This window comes from Paenibacillus wynnii (assembly GCF_000757885.1).
In the GTDB taxonomy this organism is placed as follows: domain Bacteria; phylum Bacillota; class Bacilli; order Paenibacillales; family Paenibacillaceae; genus Paenibacillus_AQ; species Paenibacillus_AQ wynnii.
On the sequence record NZ_JQCR01000003.1, the window covers coordinates 2,586,744 to 2,604,251 of the forward strand.

20 protein-coding genes and 2 pseudogenes are annotated in these 17,508 nt (G+C 38.2%); 1 reads left to right on the forward strand and 21 read right to left on the reverse strand.

Translation table 11 applies throughout. From position 1 onward, the window contains the following. Window positions 1-222 precede the first annotated feature (222 nt). The 21 genes and pseudogenes from PWYN_RS27415 to PWYN_RS27500 form a co-directional block, all read right to left on the reverse strand. A complete protein-coding gene (locus PWYN_RS27415; RefSeq protein ID WP_036658602.1) occupies window positions 223-1,326 on the reverse strand; it encodes a GTP pyrophosphokinase in 1,104 nt (367 codons plus the stop codon). A 224-nt stretch (window positions 1,327-1,550) separates the two neighbouring features. Next, window positions 1,551-2,009 (reverse strand): GNAT family N-acetyltransferase, encoded by a 459-nt coding sequence (locus tag PWYN_RS27420; protein WP_157261272.1) that lies wholly within the window; start codon window positions 2,007-2,009, stop codon window positions 1,551-1,553. 210 nt (window positions 2,010-2,219) lie between these two features. Further along, window positions 2,220-2,612: a hypothetical protein gene (locus tag PWYN_RS27425; protein ID WP_036658603.1), complete on the reverse strand. Its 393-nt coding sequence runs from the start codon at window positions 2,610-2,612 to the stop codon at window positions 2,220-2,222. A 316-nt stretch (window positions 2,613-2,928) separates the two neighbouring features. After that, window positions 2,929-3,780, reverse strand: coding sequence for a GNAT family N-acetyltransferase (locus PWYN_RS27430; protein WP_036658604.1), 852 nt, complete (start codon window positions 3,778-3,780; stop codon window positions 2,929-2,931). A 230-nt stretch (window positions 3,781-4,010) separates the two neighbouring features. After that, complete coding sequence (locus PWYN_RS30775) at window positions 4,011-4,445, reverse strand: YdcF family protein (RefSeq protein ID WP_052088461.1); 435 nt, start codon at window positions 4,443-4,445, stop codon at window positions 4,011-4,013. Further along, window positions 4,432-4,707 carry a hypothetical protein gene (locus tag PWYN_RS28425; protein ID WP_157261273.1) on the reverse strand — a complete coding sequence of 92 codons (276 nt, stop codon included), beginning with the start codon at window positions 4,705-4,707 and terminating at the stop codon, window positions 4,432-4,434. Before PWYN_RS28425 ends, PWYN_RS30775 begins: the two co-directional genes overlap by 14 nt. Window positions 4,708-5,045: 338 nt before the next feature. Continuing rightward, a complete protein-coding gene (locus PWYN_RS27440; RefSeq protein WP_240479847.1) occupies window positions 5,046-5,426 on the reverse strand; it encodes a GNAT family N-acetyltransferase in 381 nt (126 codons plus the stop codon). Window positions 5,427-5,661: 235 nt separating this feature from the next. Continuing rightward, window positions 5,662-5,940, reverse strand: a complete 279-nt coding sequence (locus tag PWYN_RS27445) for a hypothetical protein (protein ID WP_036658605.1) — start codon at window positions 5,938-5,940, stop codon at window positions 5,662-5,664. Between the two features lie 614 nt (window positions 5,941-6,554). Continuing rightward, the gene (locus PWYN_RS27450; RefSeq protein WP_036658606.1) at window positions 6,555-7,760 is read right to left on the reverse strand and encodes a Ger(x)C family spore germination protein; all 1,206 of its coding nucleotides are present in this window, start codon (window positions 7,758-7,760) and stop codon (window positions 6,555-6,557) included. 4 nt (window positions 7,761-7,764) lie between these two features. Beyond that, complete coding sequence (locus PWYN_RS27455; RefSeq protein ID WP_084146969.1) at window positions 7,765-9,165, reverse strand: spore germination protein; 1,401 nt, start codon at window positions 9,163-9,165, stop codon at window positions 7,765-7,767. Then, complete coding sequence (locus PWYN_RS27460; RefSeq protein ID WP_052088464.1) at window positions 9,162-10,256, reverse strand: GerAB/ArcD/ProY family transporter; 1,095 nt, start codon at window positions 10,254-10,256, stop codon at window positions 9,162-9,164. Before PWYN_RS27460 ends, PWYN_RS27455 begins: the two co-directional genes overlap by 4 nt. A 7-nt stretch (window positions 10,257-10,263) precedes the next feature. After that, window positions 10,264-10,503, reverse strand: coding sequence for a hypothetical protein (locus tag PWYN_RS27465; protein ID WP_036658607.1), 240 nt, complete (start codon window positions 10,501-10,503; stop codon window positions 10,264-10,266). 211 nt (window positions 10,504-10,714) lie between these two features. Next, window positions 10,715-11,476, reverse strand: a complete 762-nt coding sequence (locus tag PWYN_RS27470; protein ID WP_036658608.1) for a SagB/ThcOx family dehydrogenase — start codon at window positions 11,474-11,476, stop codon at window positions 10,715-10,717. Window positions 11,477-11,640: 164 nt separating this feature from the next. Further along, window positions 11,641-11,724 (reverse strand): annotated as a pseudogene (locus PWYN_RS28955) (helix-turn-helix domain-containing protein); the annotation flags it as partial. 58 nt (window positions 11,725-11,782) lie between these two features. Continuing rightward, window positions 11,783-12,169, reverse strand: a complete 387-nt coding sequence (locus tag PWYN_RS27475; protein WP_036658609.1) for a retropepsin-like aspartic protease — start codon at window positions 12,167-12,169, stop codon at window positions 11,783-11,785. After that, window positions 12,166-12,414, reverse strand: coding sequence for a hypothetical protein (locus tag PWYN_RS27480; protein ID WP_036658610.1), 249 nt, complete (start codon window positions 12,412-12,414; stop codon window positions 12,166-12,168). The genes PWYN_RS27475 and PWYN_RS27480 overlap by 4 nt, the downstream gene beginning before the upstream one ends. Before the next feature lie 508 nt (window positions 12,415-12,922). Next, the gene (locus PWYN_RS27485; RefSeq protein ID WP_036658612.1) at window positions 12,923-13,315 is read right to left on the reverse strand and encodes a hypothetical protein; all 393 of its coding nucleotides are present in this window, start codon (window positions 13,313-13,315) and stop codon (window positions 12,923-12,925) included. 542 nt (window positions 13,316-13,857) lie between these two features. Beyond that, window positions 13,858-14,076, reverse strand: a complete 219-nt coding sequence (locus PWYN_RS27490) for a hypothetical protein (protein WP_036658613.1) — start codon at window positions 14,074-14,076, stop codon at window positions 13,858-13,860. A 285-nt stretch (window positions 14,077-14,361) separates the two neighbouring features. Continuing rightward, window positions 14,362-14,460: pseudogene (locus tag PWYN_RS30780) on the reverse strand (LuxR C-terminal-related transcriptional regulator); the annotation flags it as partial. 61 nt (window positions 14,461-14,521) lie between these two features. After that, window positions 14,522-15,652, reverse strand: coding sequence for an MFS transporter (locus PWYN_RS27495; RefSeq protein WP_036658615.1), 1,131 nt, complete (start codon window positions 15,650-15,652; stop codon window positions 14,522-14,524). Between the two features lie 180 nt (window positions 15,653-15,832). Beyond that, complete coding sequence (locus tag PWYN_RS27500) at window positions 15,833-16,459, reverse strand: FMN-dependent NADH-azoreductase (protein ID WP_036658617.1); 627 nt, start codon at window positions 16,457-16,459, stop codon at window positions 15,833-15,835. 329 nt (window positions 16,460-16,788) lie between these two features. Here PWYN_RS27500 and PWYN_RS27505 point away from each other — a divergent pair, with 329 nt between their 5' ends. Then, the gene (locus PWYN_RS27505) at window positions 16,789-17,262 is read left to right on the forward strand and encodes a MarR family winged helix-turn-helix transcriptional regulator (RefSeq protein ID WP_036658619.1); all 474 of its coding nucleotides are present in this window, start codon (window positions 16,789-16,791) and stop codon (window positions 17,260-17,262) included. The last annotated feature ends 246 nt before the right edge of the window (window positions 17,263-17,508 follow it).

Below are 17,508 nucleotides of genomic sequence, written 5' to 3' on the forward strand. Positions count from 1 at the left end.
AATGGTTTAGTGCACTTGCGTAGGTTTCATATAACGTTCCCGCATTCCCGACGTCCCACCACCTTAAGGGGCGCAAGCCCCGGCCGCGATGCGGTTAGGTGGTGCGGATGTGTGCCTGATTCCACTACCCCGACTTCACTTCCTGGCGACCGAGGGACAACTTGTTGGCCCGATGCGGTAATGCATTGTTATGTGAAGTACCATGGCTTCTATGAAATACTTTCAATCTTCTTTCCCTTCGTTAATTTCGCTGTCAAAGTGCAATTCGAACAAATCGCACGAAATCTCATAACTTTCCAATAAACTAACGACCGGTATGTCGTACCTCTGAAGCATTTCTGCAAAATCATCACTCATGTGTTGCCATCCATTTCTCCAAGCTTTCTCAAAATATTTTCTATAATCATTTATTACCATTATCAACCTCAGTAGACCAATAAAGTTCATTTCAGATGATTCTACTGATTCAATATTTTCACAGAAATTCTTAGGAATTAATACATCAATCTCCGACAATTTAGTTAAACCGTAACGAGATAATTCACCAATAATCTTTTCAGAACTATCATGATAACCATAGTCTTGAACGATGTTTTTCTTTAATTCAGTTTTGTATCTTTGCGAAAGATAACTGTGAAGTGATATGCTATTAATTTCTATTTCTAGATCACCAGCAGATGTACTTCCTTCTACTACCTCGCTGTACAAGTCTATGTCTTTAACAATTGAGTCAAATTCTCTATCTGCTAATTCTAATAATCCAGCTAGTAATGCAAATCTACGTTTTATACTACTTTCATTAGGTAAGACCCCTTTAAATTTATAGCTTCTATCATGTTCAATTTCAGCCCAAGCATGCTGAAGAATTGTTCTTACTTGAATTTCAAAACAAACTTCGTTAAATCTTTGGAATTCTGGCAACTCAACTCTACTTTTAGAAAATTCGGAGATATAATGTACGGACCTATACCCAACTTGATTTATAGCTAGACTGCTCGACTTATCTCCGGAATCCTCTGAATATATAATAAATTCCCTCTCAATTACCTCGCATATTTTACTTAAATCTGCTTCAACATATGCAATAACTCGAATACCCGCGAGATCTTTTATTTGCTCTTTCGGATTTGAGTATTTATCCTTTGATGCCTTCTCAGCAAAACTATCAATGTCCTTAGCCCGGCTACTTACGCTATGATAGTTAATACCTTGATATTCTAATATTTCTTTAATTATTAACTCAACCTTTAAGGCTAAACGTTTATAGAAATCGCGATTGTTTTGATACCATTCAACTGCTTCTTGAACTTTTCTAGACTTCTCCATAAAGATCGTACCCTCTTTTATTTAGTTTTTTATATTCCATGGTATTTCACATAACGTTCTCGTATTCGCGACGTCCATTCCCCTTAGATAGCTCATATCTTAGGGGAATGGATGTACCTGCCTGAATCAGCTTCCTCGAAAATCCTCCTCCTGGCAGATCTAGGGCGTATGGCCACAGCGCGAATATTGTGTTAAGTGATGTTCCTGCCTTCTTTGAATATCAATCATAAATCCATTCTCAGCCTTATCATATCTTTACATTGAATTCCGTCTTCATAAATCTCTTCATCATCATTTCTAATAAAATAGTCAGGATCAATCCCAAAAATTCTAAACCCACATCTCTGATATAGTTTAAGTTGATTCATACTAGAATTCCCTGTCCCGATTTCAACTATTTTTGCTTTTAATTTCTTTGCTTCCTCTATAGCTCTATATACTAAGACACTTCCTATTCCTTGCCCTTGATACTCTTCCTTTACTGCTATATTTGCTATTTCAATGGTTTGAGGGTGCGTATGTATTAAAACAAATTCTCCGACTATTTCATTCTCTTGAAAAGCCAAGTAACAGTATCCTCTGCGAACATACTCTTCCACTAAATCTCTGGAGGGATCGGCCAGTAATAAAAGATCAAACGGGATTTCTTGTTTCTTGTCTAATAATTTAATGAAGATCTCCATTAATTTAGTCTCTCCTTACTAGCAATAGCAGGAATTTCGCTTAACGTTTCCGCATTCACGACGTTCAAGCGGCTTAGCCGGTTGAATGTGTCCGGTGAACTTACTTCTTCGAAATGCCTCTTCCGGACCAAGGGGCGAGCTTGTCTCGGCCCGCTGCGTTGAGTGCAATGTTATAAGATGTCCCTGCCTTCATTGATTTACCTATAGGGATCATTGTGTTATTTCTTCATAGTCCTTTGCTATAATCCATCCATTTAGTCCATATGAAGAATATATAATAAAGTACAAGTATTTATCTGACCTTAATCGATTCTTTAATTCTTCTATAGTTCCATAATACATAGGCCAACAATTATTTTTATGTCTTTCGAGTAACATTAAATTACCTTGATCTTCAAAAAATTCATCAATTTCATAATTCGATATATCTAGGATTATACTTCCCGATAATTCGCACTCAAAATAATGTGCTAAGACATCTGAAAAGACTATATCAATTTCTTGTTTTATATGTACGGCATCATCGTATTCTGTGTAAAGGTATAACTTACTATTCTTTAGATCAACTTTGTATGCAATTATTTCGTTATCATGTACTCTCATAAGTGTAGCCCCTTAAAAGTAACTTTCGTTTTTATATATGGATTTAATGTTTTCATGAATTTCAATCTAGCTTGCAGGGATTTCTTATAACGTTTCCGCATTACCGACGTCCAAGCTGCTTAAGGACCCTAGGCCCGCGTGGCTCTGCCACTTAGCTGGTTGGATGTGTCACCTGAATTAACTACTACGAAAATTCATCCTGGTGACCAAGGGAGCGTAGCGACCGCTGTGATAATGCAATGTTAGAGGATGTTAATGTCTTCTTCGAAATTCCCCGGGGCTTATTGAATCTCAATTAATATATTTCTCTTTCATTTTAAGTATTAATCTTTGATATAAAGGTATGTTCAGCGAAACAAGCCAATTCCTCAAAATGATTCCTTTCATAGAGTCTTTTAGCACTTAAATTAGACTTCGTAATACGTAAACAAACTTTTTGTACATTCTTTTTTTCAATCATATGTTTAATACAATGTGCTAAGATTGTACTTCCATATCCACGATTCTGATATTCTGGGGAGACAACTATATCCCGAATATAGTTCTCATCTATTATGTATGCACCTATCAATTGGTCCCCTATCCAAAACGAACGGAATTCATCATCTCGTACTTTTTCCTGAAGACCTGCTTGGAATACTTTTGAATTGGTATAGTACCAATCTGTTTGCCAACCATTTTCTTTGTTTAATTGAAAATAGCCTATATCAAATAATTCAACTAAATGATCCAACATGTTGTCTTCAAATTGTTTTTCAATCAATTCTGATTGTGATATTACTGGTGCTTCTTGTCTATTATAAAATAGATGATATCCCTCCATATCCACTTTAAACCCAAGGTTTTGTACGAATTCTATAACCCCTACATTTTTTCCATATACATTGAAGCATAGTTCTTTTTCATTCACTTCATCAATGAATGGCTTCATTTTTGCTATTAATAGATCTTTATATTTCTCTTTATTTGGTTCATTTAAAAATGAAAAATAGGCTATATTACAATCATTATTCTCGGCTATACAAAACACACCATGTTCATCAATCGATTTATTGTAATAGAACACCTTCACCATATTATTATTAAATTCTTCGTTCACAAAGTTCCTACCTTGTGGGGAGATTTTTTCTATTAAGTTAAGAATATCTTCTCTTATTTCTGTATCCATACTACAACCCCTTTTTTAAGAATTTAAGATATTTACAATGACCTGCATTAATTTCATCTAACGTCGTTGTATTCACGAACCCTCACTGGCTTAAGGGGCGTTAGCCCCGGGTCCGACGGACTTAGCCAGTGCAGGGTTGTCTGCTGATACTACTTCTCCGAAATTCCTCTGCAGACCAAGTGCCGTATGGCCCGAAGCGTGAATACTGTGTTATACGATGGAACTTTGAATTAACCCTCGAAAATTCTTTCTATATAGCTCTCTAAACCATTAACTATTCCCTTTACACATTCAATATCTCCTTTATGACTATAGTAGAGTATTCTTAAATATTCGCCGAAAATAAGTGATCTACTTTCCGGATAGAGCATCCAATTAAATTGATTGATATATATACCATTTATAATTGTTTCATATGAATAAAGACCCATCTCGATATTATTAGGTAAGTATTTCCTTAAAGTCCGGTATTGCCTACCTGCAGCGTGACTTTTCGAAACAAATAACAGACTGGATATATTCGAAAAATCAAAAATCTGTTTAGAATACAGCACATTCTCTTTACTATTAGTGGACCTATCCTCTATATTAATTATTTCTTCAGGCACTCCGTTCAATAGTAGTTTATCCTTTATTGATTGTGCTTCAGATTTACTTCCATCCATCCAGCTTTCGTGTTTTTCCCCATGGGTGGCTCCCTCCACCACTAATTAATATTTCTTTAATTATTCCTTTCTGATAAGCATCTAACGTTTTTTGAAACGCACCTGGATCAGTACTCCCAAAAACAAAGATTAGATCTGCATTCTTTATCTGCTGATCATTACAAAATACTTCTTTTGTAAGCTCTTCAATTTGCTCGTTCGTTAAATCAGGAACGGAAGGAAATTTAGGGGTCTTCGTCATATGCTTTTTATTTCCTTTCAAATTTATCTTCGTTCTGTCGTATAACGTTCGTGTATTCACGAACCCTCACTGGCTTAAGGGGCGCCAGCCCCGGGTCCGACGGACTTAGCCAGTGCAGGGTTGTCTACTGATTCCCCTTCCTCGAAATCCCTCTTGCAGACCAAGGGCCGTAAGGCCCGCCGCGTGAATACGGTGTTATACGCTGTTACTGACTTCTCTGAAAAACCTTTCAAAGTCATCTCTAGTTAAGCTGTGATAATACAGATTATCACGTAGTTCATCAGACTTCTTAAATTTGAGCCTTTCCATCAGTACTTGTGATCTAACATTTGCTTGTTCAACTGTCGCTTCAATATAATCTAATTCATATCTTGAAATCCGAAAACAAGCAGCGATAAAACTGCTTCTTTCATTAAACCCTTACCCCAATCTTGTATAATCAGATCAAATCCAATCTCTGCTTTTCTTACATCGTACAAATCTAAACAATGATAGCCGCAAGTGCCAATAAACTGGTCTGTAGACTTATAAAACAATCCCCATCTACAACCCTGATCTACTACGTGGAACTCTATGATTTCCTTAGCTTCATCCATACTCTTACAAGGTTCGATATCCATAAATTCCGTAACAAAGGGATCCGAAAAATGATTGAACACATCAACTACATCATTTTGTGTTAGAGGTTTTAGATACATTCTTTCTGTCTCTAAACAGGGATACTTGAAACCTGTTCTCATATTGCACTTCCTTTGGTTTTATATTTCTTTGAGTAATTGCGTATAACGTTGTTGTATCTACGAACCCGAGAGGCTTAAGGGCGCTTGCGCCCGGGTCGAAGACTTAGCCTCGCAGGTGTTGATCGCCTGACGTGCTTCCTGGCTTTTTAACTTCTGGCGATCCAAGGGCCGTATGGCCCGCAGCGTGAATACTGTGTTATCAGATGTTATTGCCTTCTCTGAAAATCTAGCACAACTATTCCTTCATCTTTAATAAATCTTGTCCATTTGAACTTAATAAATTATTATCTTCTAAATAATTTGTCAAAGTCTTTAAATATTCTCTGCAAAGTTCTATATATGTAGTTTCTATAAAATGTCTCTCATCAATTTCTTTATTGGCTCTATTAATAAATAACGCAACATCATCATATGAGCTACTTACTAGTAAAGCTATTGTATGATTTATTGAAGTTATTAGGTTATAGTAAATAGAATTTCTTCTTAAACCTGACTCAGGTACCCCCTGTGTCATGCTAGTTGTCGTACCTCTCAATAGAATGTAAAGTGGATTAAAAGAGAGACTGAGGTGGAGCGACAATGCCAAGATATAGTGAAGAACTCAAACATAAGATCATACAGCGGATGATGAATTTACAATGATTTCAGATAACGCCTATTCACGAATGTTATTTCACGAACTTCTTATATCCAACTAATTCCGGGGGTTTCTGAACTTCGTGGCGCCCCTCTTATTAGGATTTCTACAAAACAGACCACGAATTTGCCTTATATCCCTTCTCCCTTGCTTTTACCCCCTTCACTTCTGATCCAAAGGGCTCTGGATCCTGCGGATATCTTTCACGCTCAAACGCGTATACCGTTCAGTAGTGTGGGGGCTTTGATGACCGAGCAGTTCTTGGATATAGCGGAGGTCATTCCCACTTTCATGCTTTCCGGCCTAATATAGGAAGTCGTTTATTCTCATATTTTCCTCCTCCAGTATATCAGCCGTTCTAAAATTTGGAAATTAAAAAGGAGCCCTCGAGGTTGTTCAACCTACAAACGCTCCAATGCTTTTGGAGAAGTGGTGGTCCCACGCAGCTTTTCTGTTGTACTTAAGTACCCGTCTTAGTACCCGTCTTATCCTTACCGTCCATCATCAGTGCTTTTAATCTTCCTCGTTTTCAAGTCCGATCGGGAAATGGTGACTTTGCTGGAAACCCCTACTTTTGCCTCAACGAAATGATCGTTCCAATCTTTCTTCGCACTCTCAAACTGACGGTAGTTATGACGATTCAGATGCTCACCAAATCCAAATATATCCACACCAAACTCTCTTTGTACCCTACCGATTGTGGCGGTTACCTGATCGTTCAGAAAATTAGACTCCATATGCTCCAGTTCTCGATATCCGGCAGCAGTATCAAGCGGCAGACCTGTATCGATGCTGCTCACATGGCCTTCCCCCACAATGCTTAGCTTAATGTTCGGGCGTCCGTCTTTTAGCGATACATCCATGTCAGTATGTATCTGGTTCATCCGAATCGTTGCGATATCTTCGTCAGAATCAATTGGGACTGCAAAACTCGTACCTTTGATCTCGTCTCTAACCAGGTTTAGCAATCGTGTATCGGACACGGAGAGAAAACCGATGAGCTTGTCCTCTCTGAACACGGCGGAACCTACACATCTGACGATAGCCTTGGGTGAAGATGATTTTGTACTGTCGCTGCTCTCGCTCACCTTGGCGTCGCCTTGCACGGAAATCGCACCGAGAATAGGCTCTCTCCCTTCCCTCAAGATCGATTCTGTATAGTCAAACAATGTGCTTTTCGGAGTACCACCCCAAGTACGATAAAAATGATTAACCTGCATCCTAAGTTTCCAGCTCGCGTACATCCCACTGGGATACATGGTCTTTAGTACATCCGAAGCGGGTGAATCCTTTGCGATCAACAACAAGACGTCCTCACGTACAAATCGGGATCGCTGAAGGACATCAATGATCTGCCCAAGTCCTTTCCGTGCAATGCTTTCATCCACGACAACCATATGGATATGGGAGTAAATAATCGTCCTTTCAACTATTTCATTCATGCGGGAAGACGCCTCACTGATTGATTTCCCCTTCATGGTATACAGTAGAGTAGAAGGCCCACCAGTGCCACTTTGTACTCGCTGCGCCTCCGCAGGATTCAACACTTCCATGGTGAGCTTTATCAATCCATCCTTCCCGGATTCAATGGCCATCCCGGTCAACATAGAAGACTGATTAACCTCTACCCAATCCCAGCAGCCGCATTGAAGCAGGCATAAGATTATCGTCATGATGAGAAGCAAGCCTTTACGCATCAACTCACTCTTCCTTTTTTTTCAGCTTTTTTATGCTGGACGTTAGATAGGCATTCCCAAAGGATTCGATGCGTGACAAATGAATCAACAGAAACGCGTACCCAAGGAACATACCATACAAACCTAGAACGGAACCGAGTACTATAAACCCGTAACGGAATATACGAATTCTTGCCCCAAAACTGTAGATCGGGGACACAAAGCCAGAAATGACCGTTAACGAAACGACGATAAGACTGAAATTCGATACGAACCCGGCCAACACAGCCGCCTGTCCAAGCACTAGTGCACCCGCAATTGAGATGGATTGCCCGATAATACGCGGCATTCTAGTCCCTGCTTCCCTCAGGATTTCAAACGTGATTTCAAGCACTAAAATCTCAAACACTACCGGAAACGGGATGCCCTGCCGTTGGGCTGCTATGCTCGTCAGCAACATTGTTGGAATCAGCTCCTGGTGATAACTCGTGATTGAGATATAGAGTGCTGGCAGGCACAGTGAAATCAGAAAGGACAAATAGCGCAAGTACCTGATAAATACACCGAAGGAGATCCATTGGTAAGCATCCTCAGGCGACCTAAAGTAATCCATGAAGAACGATGGAACCATCAGCACAAATGGGTTTCCATTTACGATAATGGCGATTCGCTTATCCAGCAATCCTTCGCAAATGGTATCCGGGCGTTCGCTATTATAGATCGTAGGGAACAGTGAAAGCTTTTTTGGCTGAAACAGGTATTCTAGACTGCTGTTTTCGAAAAGACTATCCATTCTGCTGTGCCCTATTTGTTCACGGAGTTGATTCAAGATGCCAGTCTCCACTTGATCTTCCATATAGGAAAGGTAAACGGTCGTCTTTGTTTGCTCCCCTAGTTCATACTTTTCGAAGCGAAGCTTCGGGTTTTGAATCCTTCTCCGAATTAAACTGATATTGGTATCGGCTGACTCCGTGAATCCTTCCTTAGGGCCTATGGATACACTCTGCGTAGTCGGTTCGGCGACAGAGCGTTTTTCGAGTTCTTTGACACCGATCATCAGAATTTCAGTCATACCGGCGATATACAGACCTGCATAACCTTTCGTCACTAACATCGTGAAATTCCCAAGATCATTCGTTGTCTCGGTGCTTAAACCAATTAAATATTGCTCTCGAATACGATCGAGCCATTGGCTCTTGCTTGGTATGTCCGAAGAACTACCTGCAAGGGTGAGTGGTTTTATCACATTCTCCATTATGAAAGCAGTATTAGTCATGGAGGTCAAATAGCTAAATACTCCTTCCTCCCCAAAGATCCTTATTGTAACGGATGCCAAGTCAGAAGTTGCTTCAAAACAACACTTAATTTCCTCTTTTACGGACTCCATGTTTATGATGGCATTTGGCGTTTTTTTGTCCGATATCATTGTTCTTCTCCTTTCGGATTACGAATCCAAACAAGAAGCAGAGTGACAACCGGGATCACCAGCTGCATCGGGATGTGCAGCCAAAAGATGGCATATTTCAAACCTTCCTCTACATGTTCGCCATAATTTTCAGAAACCAAAATGGAATAGCCGGCGATTAGGATCGCACATGGAAGCGAGAAGTTTTTATAGCTTTTTCTGAAAACATACGCGGCCCCCTTGGTGCCGGCGTACAAAAAGATCGAGCATTTTAACAGAATACTAAAGAAGATAATGAACGCCACCAGCGCATCCATGCGAGTAATAAAGTCGGCAATATTGATTTGTCTGGCTGCATCCAATAATGCAAAGACCGAGAATTTCATGTTTTCCTTCCCGAGTGTGCAGATTTGCAGGAGACTAGAGAAGGTAAGCACTATGCAACTACATATCATTGAGGCTAATCCAAGCTTTAGAAATCGGCGCGGTCCCCCCACACCATTAAGAAAGACAAGAAACACAACGATTTCCCCGTAAGGGAACCATATCGAGCTTTGCCATGTTGCATTGAGAATCGGCGAGATCCCTTTGGAAAGTATGGGTAGAAGGCGTTCCGTATCGATTGAACCACTGAACCCGAGAAGAACGGCTAGTAGGACAAAGAAAAGGATAACCATACCGGATATCGGTATGGCTATTCGACCAATCGTCGGCAGGCCGGCGGACGAAGCATAAGCAATGAGGAAACTAAACAGGAGAATGAGTAGCACCTCGGGCGTATTCGCGAGAAGCGTTGTTTTGACTAATTCAATCATGTCGCGTATGTTCCGGGAAGCAACATATAAAAAATAGACGGCATAACCCAAAATAAGAAGTCGCCCCAGGAATTGGCCCCATGTCTTATATAGAAGGGAATACAAGTCGGTACTCTTCCCAGCCACTATCAAAAAGGTATAAAATATGAGCAAAACGCAGGCGGGAACAAGTGCAATGATGTCGACAAGCCACGTATCCTCGACCAATCTGGGCGTTCCAAATATAAGCGAGGTACCAAGGAGAAAGACGAACATTATTGTAAATGTATGAAATGGGTTTATGCGGGAAGTCATCATTACGTGCTCATCCCCTTTTACTCGATAACCTGAAGGCAAAACGCTTAATGATCGTGGTGTTCTTCAAATCGGACCAACCCGCCGTTAAGACGGCAGCCCCGAGAATCCAAACAGCCGAAGTATGTGAAGGCACGGAGAACAACTGAAACAACGCAGATGAGAACGACAAATGGTAAACCAGGGTGTCCAGCAATGCCAGCAACAAAGTACCCATGAAAGCTAAAATGAGAATACCGATCGTAATCAAAGATATCCCCCCCGTTATCCTGAATTACTGTTAATATGTTCATTCGAACCCACAACTATGTAACTGGATTGGTCTGCTTCGTTAAAAAGAACACAACAAAAAACCTCCCTCACCTAAAGGCAAAGAAGGCTTAGACACGTTACCTACGAAAGACAATACAAATGTGGCATCATGAATGGTGAACCTACAGTTCGCCATGATATAAGGAAAGTTATTCTCGTTTCTTCCCAACTGCACCTAGATAGATAACAAATTCTTCATCACCGTCTAATCCTAAAATCTCATCAATTAGCTTTTGATCATAGATTCCAATTGCGCAAGCACCTGCACCGATGGATTCACTGGCTAAATAGAGGTTTTGGCATACATGTCCAACATCGATGAGAATTTTTTTGTGAGCTGAAATATCATACTTCCATTCGGAGCGATAGGGTGTTGTGCTCCATGCAAACATTACAGAAGCCTTTTTTGCAAAGTTAGGGACGAAGGGCTGATCTAAAGTAATAGCATCAACCTTCTGTTCAAGTTCATCTAATTCAAACATAAATAAGAGCTTATGTTCAACAGGAAGGTATCTGTAGATTCCTTGCCCAATGCCATCTACCCGCATAATAATTAAATAAGTTTCAAAGGTGTGTGTCGCCCCACTGCAGGGTACAGTTCGCAGCGTATTTCCGTTCTTATTCATACCAGTAATCCCTTGAGTAGCCCATAATAAATAGGATAACTCATCAAGACTTAACGTTTCCGTAGAATAAAATCTTGTACTTCTTCTTTCATTTATACAATCAAAAATGTTTTCATTAGACACAACGTCTTTGCTGACCTTCGGCAAATCAATAATTAGTGAGTTCGAATCAAAAGGCTTAACAATTGGCGGTTGTGCAAGTCCTTTGATTTTATCTGTTTTTATATGTTTAAATTCATGAAAATTAGATTTTAAAAAGTCCCTTTGTTGTTCGTATCTTGTCATAACAGATCCTCCTGGAATACCTTAATAGCTTTAATTTATCATGTCATAAAAATTAGATGGTGATCTAACTCACTATTCAGTTGTTTTGACCAGTAAACAAAAAACCTCCCTTCACCCATAAGGTAAAAGAAGGCTTAAACGCGTCACCTGCGAAGGCACGGCAGCTATATTTTCAGCTCCCCAAGCTTGATCAGCTCGACAACCGCTTGCGAACGGCCTTTTACGTTTAACTTTTGCATAACATTGGATGTGGTTTGAAAACCGTCAGAGTGAGATGCTGGGTAGGATTAATCTTTGAAGTTGAAGCTAATCAATGAAGTGCGGTGAGTGTAGTTCCAGTTTTTCCATATCTACGATAAATCCATATATTTTCAGGATATCCAAGCCAAGCAAACCTTTGTGCGACTTGGGCAGTATTCCCACATCAACTTCCACATTTTCAATCCTTAGAGCATCAATTCCTATCTGATCCATTACCTTGGTGTAAAAAGGTACAGTTCCACCAACGCCATAAGCCTCGTAAACGGGGTCTCCGTTTTCATATGTCACACCTATTTCTTCCAATACATCAGGACTGAAGACCGTATGCGACGAACCCGTATCAATAATAACATCATTAATTTCAATCTTTCTTCCTTGAAAGCATACTGTAAGCTTTATTGTCAGGAGTTGTCCATCGTAATCAATCTTCATGATCGCCGTCTCACTCTCATCAGAGGGTCTCTGCGCAGATGTATGATGCATTCCATATTAGAGGTGTGATAAACAATGCTCCCAGGTTCTGTGCTGAAAAATTCCCTGTTGGCATCTTTCTCAGGAACTGCACGAACAGGTGCTACTTCCGTTATAATTTTCTTATCATCTTCCTCACGATAGTCAAGAATGGAAAGCAAGACAAATTGGTCAGGAAACAACTCTCTTACTTGTTGCCATTTCATTCTTTTAACCCTCCCGACATATTTAGATTCTAACATGACTTTAATGATTTCATTTTATCATATATTGAAATCTAATCGGCATTCTTACTCCCACTCACAACAACAAACCTCCGCTCACTTCGAAGGGTAAATGAAGGCTTATACGTATCTCCCGCGAAAGCACGGCAGCTATATTTTCAGCTCGACAACCACTTGCGAACGGACATTCGAGATGTGGTTTGAAATGAACTTATACCATAGACCTTTACAAAGAGGTCTTATCTTTTCCAGAGGCCCCAACTTCTTCATGTAAAATCCTCCCTTTTTGGTATAAATTGATTCCGCACCAATAATAAGCACCATTAGATAACATAATATAGGAGTATTTACTTATTATTTTCGTTATCTTCTATAAGTTGACATATTCTTTTAATAATTTCCTTGTTTTTATCATCATTAGTAGGATTCTCAGGTAAGTATAATCCCCATGTATCATACCCATCCTTCTTGTTGTTGCGTATAAACCCAGCTACATATGGGCCAAACCCATTATCTTTACATCATCTAAAGTTAAATCATCTTTATGAAAAACAGCTGTTAATATGTTTTCTGTACCAATAAAAAAAACTGGATATTGTATAGTTTTAAAAAATTCTCTATACTCTTTTTTCGCAGCTTCTTCAAAACTATCATTTAGAATGATTAAACCGTCAAATTCTTCTCTTTTGCCTATAACTTCTTTCAAAATTTTCTTTATATAGATAACATTTCTAATTTTTTCGAATTTATTATTGCCTACTACTGCAAATTCATATACAACTGAAGGACCAATTGAAAGCTCTTTTGAAGGACCTGCTTCTTTTTGATTTGTGCAACTAACTAAAACCGCTGATAAGAAAAAAAATAAAATTAACCTGTACATATTTCAATTCTCCTTTTTTATATAGTACTTTTTCATCCAAAATTAAGCACTAATTACATAAATAATATCATTTTCCGATTGTAGTAACAAAGGCATAAATGAATATAAATATTAAATCATAATTTTCATTTTGTGTTATTTTTTAAATATTATGAATATATTCATTTTCAAATCCTTTTATTTTATTATTTAATTTATGGCTCCAATAACTCATAATTATGGTAAGCAAGTATACAGAACTCCATATTCTTTTTTCTATAAAATTAATTACGCCTAAAAATGAAAATAGCCGAAACATGAAATTAGTATATTTCAGAACAAAAACTTACTTCGACTATTTTACATCATTGATTCTGGAACCATCTTCACATTCCCTTGCTCATCAACCGTAGTTCTCTTTATCAATTGCAAAAATATAAGCCTTAATTTCTCAAATTCGTCCTCTTCCTCATAATTTAAATTTATTAAATCATCAAGAGCTTCTTTAACCTCTTCGTATAAATTTCTTATACTGTTTGTGCCCTGTGTTTATTTTCATTTCATCAGTTTGTGAATTTAATTCGAACCAGCTCTTGTTCATATTGTTGTTTCTCAAATTGGTACAATTTATCTTCCACACCCGTTAACATTTTTTCTTTACGTAACTCAAAAAGCATCTTTCGATTAGATTCAATCTGCCTTTGAATATTTTTCAATTGACCTTCATTTTCTATATTGTTATTTTTAATCGATCTTATATGTTTATAATCATCTACGGTCAATTTTGTTATTTCTTTGGTCAGGCAATCTATTAAATCAGACAATGCTCACATTTAATGATTCCTGCAAAAATGTTCTTTCGATTCCTTACGACACCTCGTTTGCCCCAACCTGTCGCCATTACGTGATGCTATTTTGATATTTTGAAATAATACTGACTAGGATATTAACCCACAATATATAGACCACATCGATCCTTCCATAGCAGGATTTTACACAACAAAAAACCTCCCTTCACCCATAAGGTAAAAGAAGGCTTAAACGCGTGACCTGCGAAGACATGGCAGCTATATTTTCAGCTCCCCAAGCTTGATCAGCTCGACAACCGCTTGCGAACGGCCTTTTACGTTTAGTTTTTGCATAACATTGGAGATGTGGTTTGAAATACGCTAATAATAATGATTCTGGTAATCTTGATTGTTGATTCTTTTTTCATAAATTCAAAAGTTATTTTAGTGTCTTTTTTACAAACAAAATAAAAAATAACAGACTAATAAACCCAGATGCAGCACAAACAATAAACAACATTTGATATCCCATGAGCTGTGAAACAAATCCAAGAAGAATAGCTCCTAACCCAACCCCTAAATCAAAAGCAGTAAAAAATGTAGCGTTCGCTACTCCACTTTTCTCTGGTGGAGCTAATCGTAAAATCGCTACTTGAAGAGCAGGTTGTGCAGATCCAAATCCAATTCCGTACAAAATAGCTGTAAGAACTAGTCCAACAATCCCATTTGTCATTGTTAGGACTAATAGTGCGACTATCAGGATAATTAGCGCAGGAACAATAATACGCCCTTCACCATATTTATCAGATAACTTCCCTGTAAGCGGCCTAACGACGATAAGTGTGACCGCATAGACCAAGAAAAAAGTACCAGCATTAACTTGAATCTTTGCTGCAAACAGTGGTAAGAATGTTGTAATGCCACCAAAAGTAAAGGTTAAGAAAAATGTAACAATCGCGAGTGGTAAAACGCTTTTTTCAAAAAACGATATTGGTGTTTTTGATGCAGGCTGAACCATTGGGGTTTTTATCCCAAATGCAAGTATGAATGCAATAAGTGCTAATACTGTACATAGTAGAAATAGATAATGAAATGAAAATGATGTGGCTACCCAAAGACCTAATATTGGTCCTAACGCCATGCCTAAAGTCATTGCAAGTCCATACCATCCCATTCCTTCTCCACGACGAGATTGGGGAATCACATCAGTCACAGCCGTTCCTATCGAGGTTGTAGCAACTGCCCAACTGGCTCCGTGAAGGATACGCAGAACTATTAATAATGCAACTCCTGTTACCCAATCATAAAAATACATTGTAATCACAAAAAAAAGTAGTCCGCTTATTATAAATACTCGTCGACCATATCGATCCATTAGTCCTCCAACAATAGGACGAATAATTACTGCCGATATTGTAAATACCCCAATGATAAATCCAACTTGAGATTCACTTCCACCTAATTGTTTAATAAACATTGGTAGTGTTGGCATAAGTAAATAAAAACCACTAAATAGTAATAATGCAGTAATTGTTAGCATTATATATTTTTTTGTCCATAAACGTTCCATTGTAATGTAATCCTTCTTTCTATCGATATTAGTATGTTTAGTAAATTAAGAATGGAAAGCTCACATCAATTAGGTTCTTACTGCCCAAAAGTAGTGAGATAAGCGAATAAAAAAGCAGTACCATCGCTTTAATAGTGTCGATGTTGGTACTGCCGTATAATGTGACAAGTGCTTTGTTAATTAGAACGTACCTGCTACTTTAACAGCCTTTTCAAGCCCTGTCGTAATAATCTCTTCTGCCTTATCAGGAAATTGGTTGTGTCCTTCAATCACAACTGTCTCCATATCTTTTACACCGAAGAAATTCATCATACTTGCTACATATTTAACAGCCATTTCCACTTCAGCTTTTGGTCCTTTAGAATATACACCGCCACTTGCGTTTAATAATAATATTTTTTTATTTCCAATAAGACCTACTGGACCTTCTGGCGTATATTTAAATGTTTTGCCCGCGCGGTTTAAGTAATCAATATATGTGTGTAGTACAGCTGGGATTGTTAAATTCCATAAAGGGAAGCCAAATACAACTTTATCGGCTGCAAGGAATGGATTTAAATATTTATCAGCAATAGCTACTGCTTTTGCTTCTTCTGCTGTTAATTCAAATCCTCTACTAGCTTTAAATGTACCGTTAATCATATCTACTCCTACGTATGGCAATTCCTCATTATATAAATCCAGCTCTACCACTGTATCATTTGGATGTGATTCTTTATAACTCACTAAAAAAGCCTCATATAATTTAACACTAACCGACTGATCTGCTGGGCGATTGTTTGCTTTTACAAATAAAACTGTTGTCATTCTTTGTTCCTCCTGTTATTCACTCTTATGTTGTTAAATATTTATCTACTAAAATAGGGGATTATATTATTCTTTATAATATCTTTTTGAAACTATATTCCATTTCTCAGTCATAGCAATAGATTCCACTCAAGCATATGTTGCAAATACACTTCCTCTAATTTTAACGATGTTAGCCATGATAACCTCCTAAATTTATTAATTCTGTTTCGATAAAAACTATTTATTTCTTAATCAAAATATAGTCAACTTGATTGACTATATTTTGCATAGTACAATGTATTTCAAACAAAGTCAACTTAGTTGACTTTGTTCGAGGAGGTTTATATATGACTCAGGAAGTATTTAGTGATTTGGATCTTACATCACTTTTATCATTATCCTTTAGTACATCAATTAATGAACTACACGACAGATTGTGTGAATTAGGATTTGGAGATATTAGACCTGTACATGGTTTTATGTTGAAATATATCACTCCCGACGGAGCATCAGGTATAGAACTAGCCGAATATTTAGGAATTACAAAGCAAGCTGTAAGTAAAATGGTCGATTATCTTGAGAATAATGGTTATGTTATTCGAAAAACTCATCCTACTGATAAGAGAGGAAAAATTGTTGTTTTGACCGAACGAGGTTGGTTAGTAGTGAAAGCAAAAGAGAAGATACTAACTGAGATTGAGCAACGTTGGTTGGAAAAGATAGGTACTGAACGACTGCAAATGCTCAAAGAAGATCTAACAAAACTAGTTTATGAAGCAAGTGAAGATAGATTACGAACGAGATTAAGACCTGTCTGGTAAACACGTGTTAACCAAACTGGTGTTCGCTCCTCTTCAATGGTGTAATCACTAAAATTAACACCAATACCACTTGGCCGACTGTTTCCTCTTCGCAATCATCCCGTAATCACTCGCTAGGTTTCTGTTTTTAGATCTCAGCTATTTTTTATTCCCTGATTTCTGTTCTTCTCATTCACAACAAAAAACCTCCCCTCACCCCTAAAGGCGAAAGAAGGCTTAAACGCGTTACCTGCATTAGCACGGCAG